Source organism: Mesorhizobium sp. M0496 (genome assembly GCF_040321205.1).
Lineage (GTDB): Bacteria > Pseudomonadota > Alphaproteobacteria > Rhizobiales > Rhizobiaceae > Mesorhizobium.
The window spans coordinates 106,255-119,548 of record NZ_JAMYRC010000012.1 but is presented as its reverse complement, the minus strand read 5'-3'; the positions used below and the strand labels follow the sequence as shown (position 1 = coordinate 119,548).

Below are 13,294 nucleotides of genomic sequence, written 5' to 3'. Positions count from 1 at the left end.
ATAGCTCATTCGGTTCAGATAATTTGGAGTCTCCCGAATGGTACGTGTGGTTCGCTTTCACCAGCATGGTGGTCCCGAGGTTCTGCGCATCGAGGATGTCGAATTGCCCCGACCGGGTCCGGACGAAGTCCAAATCCGCGTCAAGGCGCTCGGCCTCAATCGCGCCGAGGCGCTGCTGCGCGCGGGTGCCTATATCGAGATGCCGACGCTGCCTTCCGGGCTTGGCCTCGAAGCGGCGGGTATTATCGAGGCCGTGGGCGAAGGCGTGAACGACTTCGCGTCGGGGGACGCGGTCAGTGTCATCCCGCCGCAATCGATGATCCGCTGGCCGGCCTATGGCGAGTTGACCACCTATCCCGCCAGTCTCGTCGTCAAGCACCCGCCATCGCTCGACTGGCAGACGGCAGCGGCGGTCTGGATGCAGTATCTCACCGCCTATGGCGCGCTGATCGATATCGCCAGGCTGCACAGCGGAGACCACGTAGTCATCACCGCGGCGTCGAGCAGTGTCGGGCTTGCCGCGACCCAGATCGCCAACAGGATCGGCGCGACAGCGATCGCGCTGACGCGAACATTGGCCAAGAGGCAGGCTCTCCTCGACGCCGGTGCGGCGCATGTCGTGGTCCTGGCTGAGGAAGATATCACCACACGGCTGAATGAAATCACCGGATCGCAAGGTGTGCGTGTGGTGTTGGACGCAATCGGTGGTCCGATCTTCGAGCCACTGACGGCCGCGATGTCAAAGGGCGGCATTCTCATCGAATGTGGTGGCCTGAGCCGCGAGCCGACCCCGTTCCCGCTGCCTGCGGTGCTGGCCAAGACGCTGACGCTGCGCGGTTACCTTGTCCATGAGATCACCGGCAACCCGGCCAAACTGGAGGCCGCCAAGGCGTTCATCCTTGAAGGACTAGAAACCGGGACTCTAAAGCCGATTATCGACCGGACCTTCGCGTTCGACCAGATCGTCGAGGCGCACGGCTACCTGGAGTCGAACGAGCAATTCGGCAAGATCGTGGTGACGATCTGAGATTGTGGTGACGGTTTGAGCAGAGTTGGCGAACAAATCACCTTTGCTGAAAGATCGCCCTTGAAGGCGCGGCTCTGCATTCCTAATTGTCCCGTGCGGGCCGGGCCCCTCTGACTCTCGCTGTTGGCGATTGTGATGTCGGACCGCTTTAACGGGCCCGTTTCCATTCTTTTCGGTCAAGCGGGCTCAATCTTTTTCGGTTTGGAGCCCCACATGACATCTTCCCTCCTTGGTATGACTTGCCCCTCCTGCCGCGTCGCGCTCGTGATGAGCGAACGCCAGGGTATCGAGATCGATTACTGTCCGCAGTGCCGCGGCGTCTGGCTTGATCGAGGCGAACTCGACAAGATCATCGAGCGTTCCGGCAGGGAAGCGGCGCCTGCGCCGCAGCCGGCAGCCTTCTCCCAACCGCAACATGGCCAAGGGCGCGATGACGATTATTCCCGCTCGCAGGGCCACCGCTATCCGAAGCGGAAGAAATCATTCTTCGAAGAGTTGTTCGATTGACCGCATGACGCCCGGCCCGGGCCGGCGTCTGCTGAAAACTTCCAAAACCCGCATCGATAAAAGGTCCATCCCGATGATTTCCCGCACAAGCCGATTTGCAGCTCTCTTTGCAGGACTGTTCCTCGCATTCTCCATGGTCGCGATGGATCATGCCGAGGCTCGTCGCGGCGGCAGTTTCGGCAGTCGCGGCATGCGTACGTTCCAATCGGCACCGCCGACCAGAACCGCGCCAGCGCCGACCGCTCCGGTCGAGCGTTCGATGACGCCCAACACCGGTGTGAACAACGCGGCCCGGCAGCCGCAGGCCGGCCTGCAGAGGCCCGGCTTCATGAGCGGCTTCGGTGGAACAATGATGCGCGGCCTGCTGCTCGGCGGCCTGATCGGCCTGCTTGTGGGCCAAGGCTTCGGTGGCCTGGCCGGCATGTTCGGTTTCCTACTTCAAGCCCTGCTCATCGGTGGCGCGATCATGCTGGCCATCCGCTTCTTCCGCTCGCAATCGGCGCGTGGTCCTGCCCCGGCGCTCGCCGGTGCCGGCAATGCCCAGGCGTCGAGATTTGAAAACCGCGCAACGGCAGAGCCGCAGACGGACACTGCGCGCTCCTTCACAATCCCCGGCTTTGGCGGCGGGTCGGGCGGAGGCTCTCCGGCCGCCGCCTCTGAGGAGATCACGCTGGCCCAGACCGACCTCGACGCATTCCAGCAGCTGTTGACCGATGTCCAGGAAGCATTCGGGCGCGAAGATCATGCCGCCCTGCGCCGGGCGGTGACACCCGAGATGGTGTCCTATCTGTCCGAAGAGTTGGCCGACAATGCCCAGAAAGGTCTCAGGAACGAGGTAACGGACATCACTTTGCTGCAGGCCGACATCGCGGAAAGCTGGCGCGAGGATGACCGCGACTACGCCACGGCTGCGTTGCGCTACGAGTCTCGCGACGTGACGCGGGAACGGGTCAGCGGCAAGGTCGTCGAGGGCGACGATAATCATCCGACAGAGACGACCGAGCTGTGGACATTCGTGCGTGAGAATGGCTCGAACTGGAAGCTCTCGGCAATCCAACAGGCCTAAATCCAGCCGGTTTGGGCCGAGACGTCGATGTGGATGTGGTTGCGGTCGTTCAGCACACGATCTTGACGCACATCGGCGTGCCGATCTCGATGGCCCGCCCGGTGTCGGTCAGCATGCCGCTGTCGGCGTCGCGGGCGAAAATCGAGATGCGGTCGGCGTTCTGGTTGGCCGAGAACAGATGGCCGCCTGAAGGCGTCAACGCCAGATTGCGCGGCGTCGCACCGCCGCAGGGGACATAGCCGACGAGGCTCAGCGAACCGGTCTGCTGGTCGACTGCCATGATGACGACGCTGTCATGGCCGCGGTTGGAGCCGTAGACAAAACGGCCATCCGGCGAAATCTGGATATCGGCGCAATGATTGCTGTCACGCGCCTCGGCCGGCACCGCCGGCTGGGCATCGATGAACGACAACTTGCCGTTGGCTTCGTCCAATGACATCGACACGATTGTCGAATCCAGTTCGTTCATAACGAAGACGAAACGCCCGTTGGGGTGCAGTGCGAGATGGCGCGGGCCGGCGCCCTGCGGCAAGGCGGACTCGGCGAGCTTGGCAAGATTGCCGTCGTGCTCGATTCGGTAGGACACCAGACGGTCGATGCCAAGGTCGGCGACGATGGCCGTGCCACCGGCAATGGTTTCGGTGACGCTGTGGGCATGCGAGCGTTCCTGCCGCGCCGGATTCGGGCCCGTGCCCTTGTGCGAGACGCTGGCCAGTGGCGCCGACAGCGCGCCGTCCTTGGCGAATCCATAGACAGCCACGGCGCGATCCGGACCACCCTCGCCCATGCCGTAATTGGCAACCAGCAGCTTCGTCCCATCGCGGGTGATGGTGTTGTGGGCAGTGATGCTGCCAAGGGATGGCTGCTTGTTCAGGTAACTCAGCGTGCTCGAAGCACGATCGAATCTGTAGGCGGAGACGGTCCCCTCGCGCCAGGTGAAGACTTCCGAATTGGCATAGACGCGTGAACCGTCCGGCGTCACCGACAGGAATGTCGGATTGTCGACGTCGTTGGTCTCGGCCAGTTTTCGCGTTTCGAGCGTCGCTTCGTCGAAGCTGTAGACGCCGAGACCAATGCCGCGCGCGCCCTGAAAATATGGCGCCTCACGGTTCAGGCTGCCGACAAAGACCAGACAATCCTCGCGCATGTTTTTCTCCCCTGCCCGCCGCCGCTTCGGCGCGCGGAAGCCGCCAAAATTTCGCCTGTTCACGCTTGCAACGCAACCCCATATGTGAAAATACTATTTACAAAAGAAGATTGACGGGAGGAGACGTCGTGCATACAGGCGCCTTGACGCGTGTTCAAATGGTTGCACGGAACCTCCGGCAGGACTGGCGGAGCCAGCCATGAACGATTTCGCGCATACGGTCGGCGTCGCCTCGACGCATCCCAAGAACATGCCCGAAGAGCATGCCGCGCTGCCGGTGTGGAACGCCGAAAACTGGTTCTATGAGGACTGGCCGGTCGGCCAGAAAATCCGCTCGTTGCGCCGCACCATGGCGGAAGGCGACAGCCATCTGTTCAACACACTGGTACTCGACATCCACCCTTATGTGCAGGACCAGATGTTTGCCGAGAGCGAAGGCATTTTCGGCAAGCGGCTGATCGCCGGTGCCTTTGTCTTCTCTGCTGGGCTGGGGCTGGTCGCGACCAATTGCGTCAACGCCTTTTCCTATGGCTACGACAGACTGCGTTTCATAAAGCCTGTCTTCATCGGCGACACGATCTATTCGATCCGCTCCAACCTCGACAAGAAGCCCCGCTACAAGGAGATGGGGCTGATCCGCGCCAGCTACGAGGTGTTCAAGGGCGAAGGCGAACTCGTTCTCTATTGCGAGCATCTGCAGACGGTGAAGTACCGCAACGCGGCCGACTTCGTCGGCAAGACGGAGAAATAACGATGCCGGCAGCAGCCGAATTGCCGCTCGCCGGTCTCGTCGTCGTCGACATGAGCCAGTTCCTGTCCGGGCCCTACTGCTCTCTCAGGCTGCTCGATCTCGGCGCGCGCGTCATCAAGATCGAGCGTCCGGATGGCGGCGATCTGTCGCGCCGGCTCTATCTCAGCGACACCGAGATCGGCGGCGATTCCACGATCTTCCATGCCATCAACCGGGCCAAGGAAAGTCTTGCCATCAACCTCAAGAACGGGGCCGACCTCGAAGCGCTGCGCGGGCTACTGGCCAAGGCCGACGTGCTGATCCAGAATTTCCGGCCGGGCGTCATCGAACGGCTCGGCTTGGACTACGAGGCGGTCCGCAAGATCAATCCACGGCTGGTCTACGCCTCGATCAGCGGCTATGGTGAGGACGGCCCTTGGGTCAAGCGGCCCGGCCAGGACCTGCTGGCGCAGGCGCGTTCCGGCGTGATGTGGCTTAACGGCGATGAGGACCAGGGGCCGGTGCCGTTCGGGCTGGCCATTGGCGACATGCTGGCCGGTGCTGCCTGTGCGCAAGGCATCCTGGCGGCACTGGTGCGGCGCGGCATCACCGGTCAGGGAAGCCATATCGAGACCAGCCTGCTGGAAGCGCTGGTCGATTTCCAGTTCGAGGTATTGACTACGCATCTCAATGATGGCCGCCGCTTGCCCAGGCGCTCCAGCTTCCGCAGCGCGCACGCCTATCTGTCGGCGCCTTATGGCGTCTACCCGGCCAAGGACGGTTATCTCGCCATCGCCATGACGCCGATCCCCAAGCTTGCCGATCTGCTGTCGCTCAACGAACTGGCGCCCTATCGCGACAAGCCGGCATCATGGTTCACCGCGCGCGACGACATCAAGGCGATCATCGCGCAGAGGATCGCCACCAAGACCATCGACGAATGGCTTGATATCCTCGAGCCCGCCGACATCTGGTGCGCCAAGGTGCTAACCTGGCCGGAGATGCTGGCAAACGAGGGCTTCCAGTCGCTCGACATGCTGCAGACGGTGACGCGCGAGGACGATGTCTCCATCCTCACCACCAGTTCGCCCCTCCGGGTCAATGGCACTAGGGCCAAGGTCGATCGGGCGGCACCGCGCATCGGCGAACACAGCGCGGCAATCCGCGAGGAGTTCGGCCTGTGAGCGTGCCTACACTCAAGGGCATGACCTGGAGCCATCCGCGCGGCTACGATCCGATGGTCGCTTGCTCATCACTGTGGCAGCAGAAGACCGGCGTTGCCGTCGAATGGGATAAGCGCTCGCTGCAGGATTTCGAATCCTTCCCCGTCGAGGAATTGGCACGGGCCTATGATCTCATCGTCATCGATCATCCGCATGTCGGCCAGATCACGGCTGAGCGCTGCCTCGAGCCATTGGATGTCCCTGGACGCGAGGCGGAACTTGCAGCCCTCGCCTCGGGCAGCGTCGGCCAGTCCTATCCGAGCTACAACTGGCAGGGGCGGCAATGGGCGTTTCCGATCGATGCGGCGGCCCAAGTCCAGGCATGGCGGCCGGATGCGCTCGATGCGCCGCCGGCCGGCTGGAGCGAGGTGCTCGATCTAGCCCGGCAAGGCCGTGTGCTGTTGCCGATGCGCCCGCCCCATGTGCTGATGGCGTTCTACACGCTTGCCGGCAATCTCGGTCATGCCTGCACAACCGATCCGTCCCACGATCTGATCGACATCGAGACCGGCAGCCAAGTTTTCGAGGCGATGCGCGAGATTGCGGCGCTGGTCGAGCCGGCCTGTTTCGAGATGGATCCGATTGCGGTCTCGGAGCGCATGACAGAGGCCGATTCCAGGATCGTCTGCGCGCCGCTGATCTATGGCTACGTCTCCTATGCGGCGGCTGGTTTTCGTCAGAACCGGCTGGCTTTTGCAGACATTCCGGTGATCGGTTCGAATGGCCCGATCGGCTCGGCACTCGGCGGCACCGGCATAGCCGTATCGGCCTTTTCCAAGGCCAGAGACGCTGCGATCGACTTCGCTTACTGGGTCGCCGGCGGCGACGTCCAGCGCGGTCCCTATGCCGCCGCCGGTGGCCAGCCTGGCCATGCCACAGCCTGGGAGGACCAGGCCGTCAATGAAGCGACCGGCAATTTCTATCGGGATACGCGCGTGACGCTGGAAGGCGCGTGGGTACGGCCGCGCCATGACGGCTACATGGCGTTCCAGCAGGCGGCATCCGAACGCATCCTTTCCGGCATGACCCATGGGCACAAGGCCGCCCAGGTCGTTGCCGATCTCAACCGCCTGTTTCGGGAAAGTCCCCTGGTGCAGGTGTCCGGCGCTGCCGGTGGAGGAGCCTGAACGAAACCGAACGGAGGAGAACAAGATGACAGCAATGATCCGCGGCCTGCTGGCCGCAACCGCGCTTACCTCGCTTGCGACGACCGCCGCCTTTGCCCAGGATGTGCAAGGCGTCGTCGGCGCACTGCCGACCGAACTCAAGGCGCAATATGACGGCGCGCCGCAGAAGGTGCTGCCTTCGGCCTGGGACAATTTCACCGCGCCACCGAAGCCGTGGAAGTGGTGCCATTCGGAATCCTACCAGGGCAACCCGTGGCGTGTAACGGTGACCAAGGAACTGAAACGCCTCGTCGACGGGCTGATCGCCGACGGCACCGTATCCAGCTTCGAAGTGTCGGATTCCAACAACGACGCCAGCCAGCAGATCAACCAGATCCGCGCCTTCATCGACAAGAAGTGCTCGATCATCACCTCGATCCCGGGCTCGGCGACGGCGCTCGATGATGCCATCGACGCCGGAGCCAAAGCCGGCATTCCATTCATCACCGCAGCCGGTTCGGTGACCAGCCCGAATGCGATCAATGTCGATTCCAACTATGCGCGCTGGGGGTATGACATGATGACGGCGATCGGCAAGGCGCAGCCGGACGGCGCCAGCATCCTGCTGGTCGAAGGCATTGCCGGCCACCCGATCGTGGTGCAGGAGCGCCAGGGCGCAGACAAGGCGCTGGCCGAAAATCCGAAGCTGAAGATCTCGCGCAACGTCAACGGCAACTGGACGGCCAACGTCACCAAGACCGTGGTGTTGCAGGCGATCGCCACCAACCCGGCGCCGATCGATGCGGTGTGGACGACCGGCAGCGAAAGTCGCGTCGTTGCCGAGGCCTTCGCAGAGGCCGGCCGGCCGGCGCCATTGATCACCGGCTCGATCACCGGCGATGCATTGGGCTACTGGAAAGCCAACCCCGACAAATACCGCTTCGAAGGCCATGCGGTTCTGCCGCACTGGACCGCCGAGACGCTGTTCCGCGTCGGCGAGCGCATGCTCGACGGCCAGAAGCCGAAGCTGAACACGCTGCTGATCCCGATCCCGCCGGTCCACAGCGCCGATCTCGGCCAATGGTACAAGGACTGCATGACGACGGATGCCGTCTCGATCTTCCCGATCCCGCCGACGGATCCGATGCCGGAAGAATGGCTCGACGCCTATTTCTCGAACCCGGCGCCGACCAAGGGCTGGGATTATTCGAAGGTGCCCGATGCCTGTGCAAAGTGACGCCTGCGCGAAGTGAACGCGCCTGCTAGTATCCCAACAGGCCGACTCCTTTCGGGGAGCCGGCCTGCCAGCATTGAAACGCGACATGCTTGAAGTCAAAAACATATCCAAACGCTATGGCGAGACGGTCGCGCTTGCGGACGCGTCGATCACGTTCCGCGCTGGGACCATCCACACCATTCTGGGCGAGAACGGTTCGGGCAAAAGCACGATGGTCAAGCTGTTGTCGGGCATCGTCCAGCCAGACAGCGGCACGATCCTTCTGCACGGCAAACCGTTTTCAGGCGCCAGCCCATCCGCTTTCCAGGCGCAGGGTTTCGCCACGGTGTTCCAGGAGGTTCTGATCGCACCGGATCGCAGCGTAGCCGACAACATCCTGCTCGGCCTCGACGGGTTCGTCCGGCGCGTCGTGCCGCGCAATGAGCGCCGCGACAAGGCAGCAGCCGCGCTGAAGCGCTTTGCCATCACCGACGTTTCCCTCGATAAACCAGCCGGCGTGTTGCCGTTAGCCGCGCAGCAACTTGTCGTCCTTGCTCGCGCAATCGTGCGCAATCCAAAGATCCTGATCCTCGACGAGGTCACAGCCGCGCTCGACTTCGCCGACCGCGAGTCCGTTTTTTCGCTGATGCGCGCGCTTGCCGGCGAGGGGTGCCTGATCTTGTTCATCACCCATCGCATGGACGAGGTGATGTCGCTTTCGGATCGCATCTCGATCCTGCGCGGCGGCAGCGTCGTGCGCACCGAAGAGCGCGGCGCCTCGACGCCGGCGGAACTTCTCAGGGCGATGGCGCCCCGCACGGCGGCGGAGCTGGCACATGGCTGACCGCGCTGCCCTCACAGTTCGCGATCTCGTCATCGCGCCCGGCGCCAGTCCGATCACGCAGGCGATTGCCCCAGGTGAGATCGTCGGCCTTGCCGGTCTTGATGGCCACGGCCAGGAGTTGTTCCTCAAGATGCTCGCAGGCCTGGAGCCGCCGCATGGCGGATCGATCGTGCTGGCCCAGCCCGGTGAACCTCGCAAGATCACCGGATACCGCAAGGCCGTCTCCAGCGGCATTGCCTATCTGCCGCGCGACCGGCGTGCGAACGGCATTTTCCCGACGCAATCGGTGCTCGACAACTTCGCCGTTTCGACACTGTCGCGCGATACGCGTCTCGGCCTTATCAGCCCGGCGGTGCGCAAGGCGCGCTACGACATCTATCGTGAGAAACTGTCGATCATGGCGCCCCGACCCGATGCGCCGATCACCACTCTGTCGGGCGGCAACCAGCAGAAAGTGCTGCTGGCTCGAGCGCTTGCGCTGGAGCCCGCGATCCTGCTTCTCAACGACCCGACGCGCGGTGTCGACGTGGCGACGCGGCATGTTCTCTACGACGTCTTTCGCGGGCTGGCCGCCGACGGCATGGGGCTCGTTATCCTGTCCAGCGAAATCGAGGAAATTCTTCTCCTGTGCCAGCGCGTGCTGGTGTTCCGCGAGAACGAGGTCGCGACCGAAATCGCCGGCGAGGCGCTGACCACCGGCAGCGTGATATCAGCCATGTTCGGACGTGCGGCATGAGCCTTGTTGCGCGCCTCCTGTCTCTTGGGCGAAACGTCGGCTTCGCGGTCGTGCTGCTGATCGTGCTGCTTGCCATCAATCTCATCCTCAGTCCGGGGCGGTTCCAGCCGGGATCCTGGGGTGCGCTGATCGGCTTGGCGGCGCCCTTGATCGGTGCCGCGATCGCGTCCACGCCTGTCATCCTCGCTGGTCGTGGCGGCATCGACATCTCGGTCGGGCCGCTGATGGGCTTCGTCAATGCTTTTGCGATCCAGGTGCTGTTCCTCGGCGCTGGCATCTCATCGCCCCTGGTGCTTGTACCGGCGGTGCTGCTCGTCGGCGCCTTGGTTGGTGCTGCGAACGGCTTCCTGGCGACGATCGTACGCATCCAGCCGATCGTCGCCACGCTCGGCACCTATCTGATCCTCACCGGGGTGACGCTGACCATCCTGCCCGCACCGATCGGCCCCGCGCCAGCCTGGCTCAAGGCACTGTCCGGTCCGCTGTCGATGCTGCCGCTGGCGTTGATGTTCATTGCCTGGTGGCTGGTGCGGCGCACCCCCTACTACGATCAGCTGATGGCGGTCGGCAGCGACGACCGTGCCGCCTACACAGCCGGCGTCGATGTCACGCGCGTGCGCTTCATCGCTTATGTCATGACCGGCATCTTCAGCGGATGCGCCGGGCTGATGCTGACCGCACTGATCGGCTCGGCGGACCCGAATATCGGGCCGACCTACACGCTGATCGCCATCGCCGCCATCGCGCTCGGTGGCGTCAGCCTAGCCGGCGGGCGCGGCGGCGTTGCCGGGGCCGCCATCGGCGCCATCGATATCTTCCTGCTGCAAAGCGTGCTGACGACATTCAACGTCTCGACCTTCGTGCTGCAGATTGCCTACGGCGCCATACTGGTACTGGCAGTGATGCTGACAGCAGCGCAGGAACGTCTTGCCATGAAGGGGCGCTGACATGGTTTTCCGACGAAACCTGTTCGCGACAACCAACGCCCGCGTCGTCGGCGCCTTCTGTGTCGCCGCCCTTCTGCACCTTGCCGGTACGGTTCTCATTCCCGGCTACTCGGCGCCGTTTGCGATACGCGCCATGCTGGTGCTCGCGTCGCTGCTTGCCGTCGCCTCGATCGGGCAGACACTGGTGGTCATCATGGGCGGCATCGACCTGTCGATCCCCTTCGTCATTGGCTTTGCCAATGTCGTGGCGGCGCAGCTCTACGGCGATGGCTGGAATTTTGTCGTGGTTTGCGGCCTCGTCGGAGTGCTGGCGATCGTCATCGGCGGGCTGAACGGACTGATCTCGCGCAGTCTCGACATCCAGCCACTCATCGTCACCCTCGGCATCGGCATGATCGTGCAGGGATTGGTGCTGCTGTGGACGGCCGGCTTCCCGTCCGGCTCCGCGCCGCAAGCGGTTTCCAGCTTCGTGTCGATTGGCGGATCGGCCGGACCGCTGCCGGTGCCGTGGCTGGTGCCGAGCCTGGTCGTTCTGGCGGCGCTCGTCGTGCTGGTGCTGGAGCGGACGCCCTATGGGCGGCGGCTCTATGCGCTCGGCAGCAATCCAGGTGCGGCACCGCTGGCGCTGATCGATCCGGTGCGCATGTGGGTGATCACCTATGCGGCAAGCGCCTTCTTCGCCGCCGTGGCGGGCGTGCTGCTGCTCGGCTTCACCGGCTCGGCCTATGGCGATGTCGGCCAGCCCTATCTGTTCCAGACCATCGCAGCGGTGGTCGTCGGGGGCGCCGCACTGGTCGGCGGCCGCGGCAGCTATCTCGGCACGATCGCCGGCGTGTTGGTGCTGACCGAAATCAATACGCTGCTGATCGGCCTCGGCTTCCAGCCCTCGGCGGTGCAGGCAGCGCTTGGCCTCATCATCGTGCTGTTGGTATCCCTCTATGGCCGCGAGCGGCACGTCTCGACGACGATCTGAGGAGACTTGTGGCAGATCCGGTTATTCGAGCCGCCATAGCTTGCGGGCATTCGCGGACAGCAGCCTGTCGCGTTCATCGACGCTGCAACCGGCAAGCAGCGCATGGGTCGCCGCCACCCAGGTCGACAGGCCGCCGCCAAGCGTGCAGACCGGCCAGTCGCTGCCCCAGACGACGCGGTCCCAGCCGAACGCACCGATTGTGTGTTCGACGTAAGGCCTAAGCGTCTCGACCGTCCAGCTGCCGGCATCGGCATAGGCGACGACACCGGAAATCTTGGCCATGACGTTCGGGCGCCGCGCGATCTCGCTCATATGTTCTCGCCACGGATGCTCGGCTCCGCCCTTGATATCGGGCACGCCGCAATGGTCGAGGACAAACGTCACATCGGGCGCCAGGTCGGCCAGCGCGATTGCTTTCGGGATCTGGTGCGGCAGCACGACGAGATCGAAGGTCAGGCCGGTGCCGCCGAGCCGCTTGATGTTGCTCCGAAACAGCGCGCCCTCCGAAAGCTCGTCGGGCATCACATGCAGTACGCGGCGGAAGCCCTTGACGAAAGGGGTTGCCCGCTGGCGCTCGAGATAGGCCGGAAAATCCGCCTCTTCGGGTCGGCAGGATGCGATCACTCCGGCCAGCATGCTGCCGGGTTGTCGCGACAGCCTTTCGACACGAGCGGTCTCGGCCTCGATCTCTGCGGGATCGACATCGACCTCCATATGCAGCACGCGTTCGACGCCGACACGCTGCGCCTCAACGGCGTATTCCTCATAGGAGAAATCGCGGTTGAGCGCCGGCACGCTTGAGAGCCAGGGATAGCGCAAGGCCGAGCGATCGATGAGATGCAGATGGGTATCGATGATCATGGCGGCTCCTCCTCATGGCTGTTTCAAATCATCTCACGGAGGAATTCTTCATTCAAATAAGAATTCATGCCGATGAGCCGACCGCTGATCCAGCGAGATGCGATAGCTTTTCACACGTTGCCAGCAACAGTTCGATCGTCCTAGTGATGTCGGGCGCGGAAGGCGCGTTGACTACGGTGATGTAGGGAATCGACAGCGCGGCGATCGCCTTGCCATCGGAACTGCGCACCGGAGCGGACAGGTTGAAGACGCCGGCGGTCTGCATCGAAGCCATCATCTCGTATCCGCGGTCGCGGATCTGGTCGAGACGGGTGAAGAACTCGGCCGATTGCGCCGTCTTGTCGGTGCTGCGGACGTGTTCCGATATCATCATCTGCCGCTCTTCCGGTGAACGGAAGGCGAGCAACACATGCCCCGAACCGGTGTCGAAAAGGCTGATGTGGGAACCGACCCGGATCGAAATCCCCCAGTAGTTCGGCGCCTCCTGCTGACCGATGACAACGGCGGAACCACGATCGAAAACAACGAGTTGGTTGGCCTGCTGCGATGTCTCGGCAAGTTCGCGCATCAGCGGCGTGGCGTAGGAAACCAACCGCCGCACCGGAGCGTGCAACTGCGCTAGGCCGAACAGCTTGAGCGTCAGCGAATAGCGGTCGCCGTCGAGGCGCGTGACGTAGCCGCGCCGCACCAGCCGGTCGAGCATGCGATAGAATTCATTGGGACTACGGTCGAGTTTCTTGGCGATTTCGGCCTGCGTCAGGCCACCGTCGACGCCCGCCAGCAGTTCGAGGATGTCGAGCCCCTTGTCGAGCGCCGGCGCGCGATAGCGCTCGTCTTCGCTGTCGTCCATGGCTCATCCCTCCAGTGAATTTCACCCTTCATATACGCAGGAACGTGCTCGACGGAAACAA

The 13,294-nt window shown here is 63.4% G+C and carries 14 protein-coding genes; 11 read left to right on the top strand and 3 right to left on the bottom strand.

Features of this window, described 5'->3' with window-relative positions:
* The first annotated feature begins 37 nt into the window (after nucleotides 1-37).
* The 3 genes from NKI73_RS13715 (at nucleotide 38) to NKI73_RS13705 (ending at nucleotide 2,600) form a co-directional block, all read left to right on the top strand.
* Nucleotides 38-1,027, top strand: a complete 990-nt coding sequence (locus tag NKI73_RS13715; protein WP_352630384.1) for a zinc-dependent alcohol dehydrogenase family protein — start codon at nucleotides 38-40, stop codon at nucleotides 1,025-1,027.
* A 213-nt stretch (nucleotides 1,028-1,240) separates the two neighbouring features.
* Nucleotides 1,241-1,534, top strand: a complete 294-nt coding sequence (locus tag NKI73_RS13710; protein WP_352630445.1) for a TFIIB-type zinc ribbon-containing protein — start codon at nucleotides 1,241-1,243, stop codon at nucleotides 1,532-1,534.
* 73 nt (nucleotides 1,535-1,607) lie between these two features.
* The gene (locus tag NKI73_RS13705; protein ID WP_352630444.1) at nucleotides 1,608-2,600 is read left to right on the top strand and encodes a Tim44 domain-containing protein; all 993 of its coding nucleotides are present in this window, start codon (nucleotides 1,608-1,610) and stop codon (nucleotides 2,598-2,600) included.
* Nucleotides 2,601-2,649: 49 nt separating this feature from the next.
* Here NKI73_RS13705 and NKI73_RS13700 read toward each other — a convergent pair whose 3' ends face one another.
* Nucleotides 2,650-3,747 (bottom strand): lactonase family protein, encoded by a 1,098-nt coding sequence (locus NKI73_RS13700; protein WP_352630382.1) that lies wholly within the window; start codon nucleotides 3,745-3,747, stop codon nucleotides 2,650-2,652.
* 199 nt (nucleotides 3,748-3,946) lie between these two features.
* On the opposite strand from NKI73_RS13700, the gene NKI73_RS13695 reads away from it, so the two are divergent.
* The 8 genes from NKI73_RS13695 to NKI73_RS13660 all read left to right on the top strand — a co-directional run bounded on the left by NKI73_RS13695 (nucleotide 3,947) and on the right by NKI73_RS13660 (nucleotide 11,522).
* Nucleotides 3,947-4,498 (top strand): MaoC family dehydratase, encoded by a 552-nt coding sequence (locus tag NKI73_RS13695; RefSeq protein WP_352630380.1) that lies wholly within the window; start codon nucleotides 3,947-3,949, stop codon nucleotides 4,496-4,498.
* 2 nt (nucleotides 4,499-4,500) lie between these two features.
* Nucleotides 4,501-5,661: a CaiB/BaiF CoA transferase family protein gene (locus NKI73_RS13690; RefSeq protein WP_352630378.1), complete on the top strand. Its 1,161-nt coding sequence runs from the start codon at nucleotides 4,501-4,503 to the stop codon at nucleotides 5,659-5,661.
* A complete protein-coding gene (locus NKI73_RS13685; protein ID WP_352630376.1) occupies nucleotides 5,658-6,827 on the top strand; it encodes an extracellular solute-binding protein in 1,170 nt (389 codons plus the stop codon). Before NKI73_RS13690 ends, NKI73_RS13685 begins: the two co-directional genes overlap by 4 nt.
* Nucleotides 6,828-6,852: 25 nt before the next feature.
* On the top strand, nucleotides 6,853-8,043 hold the full coding sequence (locus NKI73_RS13680) for an ABC transporter substrate-binding protein (protein ID WP_352630374.1): 1,191 nt from the start codon (nucleotides 6,853-6,855) through the stop codon (nucleotides 8,041-8,043).
* An 85-nt stretch (nucleotides 8,044-8,128) separates the two neighbouring features.
* The gene (locus NKI73_RS13675; RefSeq protein WP_352630372.1) at nucleotides 8,129-8,866 is read left to right on the top strand and encodes an ATP-binding cassette domain-containing protein; all 738 of its coding nucleotides are present in this window, start codon (nucleotides 8,129-8,131) and stop codon (nucleotides 8,864-8,866) included.
* Entirely contained in the window at nucleotides 8,859-9,602 is a 744-nt protein-coding gene (locus NKI73_RS13670) for an ATP-binding cassette domain-containing protein (RefSeq protein ID WP_352630370.1), read from the top strand. The genes NKI73_RS13675 and NKI73_RS13670 overlap by 8 nt, the downstream gene beginning before the upstream one ends.
* Nucleotides 9,599-10,549 carry an ABC transporter permease gene (locus tag NKI73_RS13665; RefSeq protein WP_352630368.1) on the top strand — a complete coding sequence of 317 codons (951 nt, stop codon included), beginning with the start codon at nucleotides 9,599-9,601 and terminating at the stop codon, nucleotides 10,547-10,549. Before NKI73_RS13670 ends, NKI73_RS13665 begins: the two co-directional genes overlap by 4 nt.
* A 1-nt stretch (nucleotide 10,550) precedes the next feature.
* Nucleotides 10,551-11,522 carry an ABC transporter permease gene (locus NKI73_RS13660; RefSeq protein ID WP_352630366.1) on the top strand — a complete coding sequence of 324 codons (972 nt, stop codon included), beginning with the start codon at nucleotides 10,551-10,553 and terminating at the stop codon, nucleotides 11,520-11,522.
* Between the two features lie 21 nt (nucleotides 11,523-11,543).
* Here the strand turns inward: NKI73_RS13660 and NKI73_RS13655 are convergent, their stop codons facing one another.
* Together NKI73_RS13655 and NKI73_RS13650 are read right to left on the bottom strand one after the other, a co-directional pair.
* Entirely contained in the window at nucleotides 11,544-12,383 is an 840-nt protein-coding gene (locus tag NKI73_RS13655) for an amidohydrolase family protein (protein WP_352630365.1), read from the bottom strand.
* 64 nt (nucleotides 12,384-12,447) lie between these two features.
* Nucleotides 12,448-13,233 carry an IclR family transcriptional regulator gene (locus NKI73_RS13650; protein WP_352630363.1) on the bottom strand — a complete coding sequence of 262 codons (786 nt, stop codon included), beginning with the start codon at nucleotides 13,231-13,233 and terminating at the stop codon, nucleotides 12,448-12,450.
* Nucleotides 13,234-13,294: the final 61 nt, after the last annotated feature.

Bases quoted from the DNA above. Each gene is read 5' to 3' on its own strand.
- NKI73_RS13715 (WP_352630384.1), top strand. From the start codon at position 38: ATGGTACGTGTGGTTCGCTTTCACCAGCATGGTGGTCCCGAGGTTCTG.
- NKI73_RS13710 (WP_352630445.1), top strand. From the start codon at position 1,241: ATGACATCTTCCCTCCTTGGTATGACTTGCCCCTCCTGCCGCGTCGCG.
- NKI73_RS13705 (WP_352630444.1), top strand. From the start codon at position 1,608: ATGATTTCCCGCACAAGCCGATTTGCAGCTCTCTTTGCAGGACTGTTC.
- NKI73_RS13700 (WP_352630382.1), bottom strand. From the start codon at position 3,747: ATGCGCGAGGATTGTCTGGTCTTTGTCGGCAGCCTGAACCGTGAGGCG.
- NKI73_RS13695 (WP_352630380.1), top strand. From the start codon at position 3,947: ATGAACGATTTCGCGCATACGGTCGGCGTCGCCTCGACGCATCCCAAG.
- NKI73_RS13690 (WP_352630378.1), top strand. From the start codon at position 4,501: ATGCCGGCAGCAGCCGAATTGCCGCTCGCCGGTCTCGTCGTCGTCGAC.
- NKI73_RS13680 (WP_352630374.1), top strand. From the start codon at position 6,853: ATGACAGCAATGATCCGCGGCCTGCTGGCCGCAACCGCGCTTACCTCG.
- NKI73_RS13675 (WP_352630372.1), top strand. From the start codon at position 8,129: ATGCTTGAAGTCAAAAACATATCCAAACGCTATGGCGAGACGGTCGCG.
- NKI73_RS13670 (WP_352630370.1), top strand. From the start codon at position 8,859: ATGGCTGACCGCGCTGCCCTCACAGTTCGCGATCTCGTCATCGCGCCC.
- NKI73_RS13665 (WP_352630368.1), top strand. From the start codon at position 9,599: ATGAGCCTTGTTGCGCGCCTCCTGTCTCTTGGGCGAAACGTCGGCTTC.
- NKI73_RS13660 (WP_352630366.1), top strand. From the start codon at position 10,551: ATGGTTTTCCGACGAAACCTGTTCGCGACAACCAACGCCCGCGTCGTC.
- NKI73_RS13655 (WP_352630365.1), bottom strand. From the start codon at position 12,383: ATGATCATCGATACCCATCTGCATCTCATCGATCGCTCGGCCTTGCGC.
- NKI73_RS13650 (WP_352630363.1), bottom strand. From the start codon at position 13,233: ATGGACGACAGCGAAGACGAGCGCTATCGCGCGCCGGCGCTCGACAAG.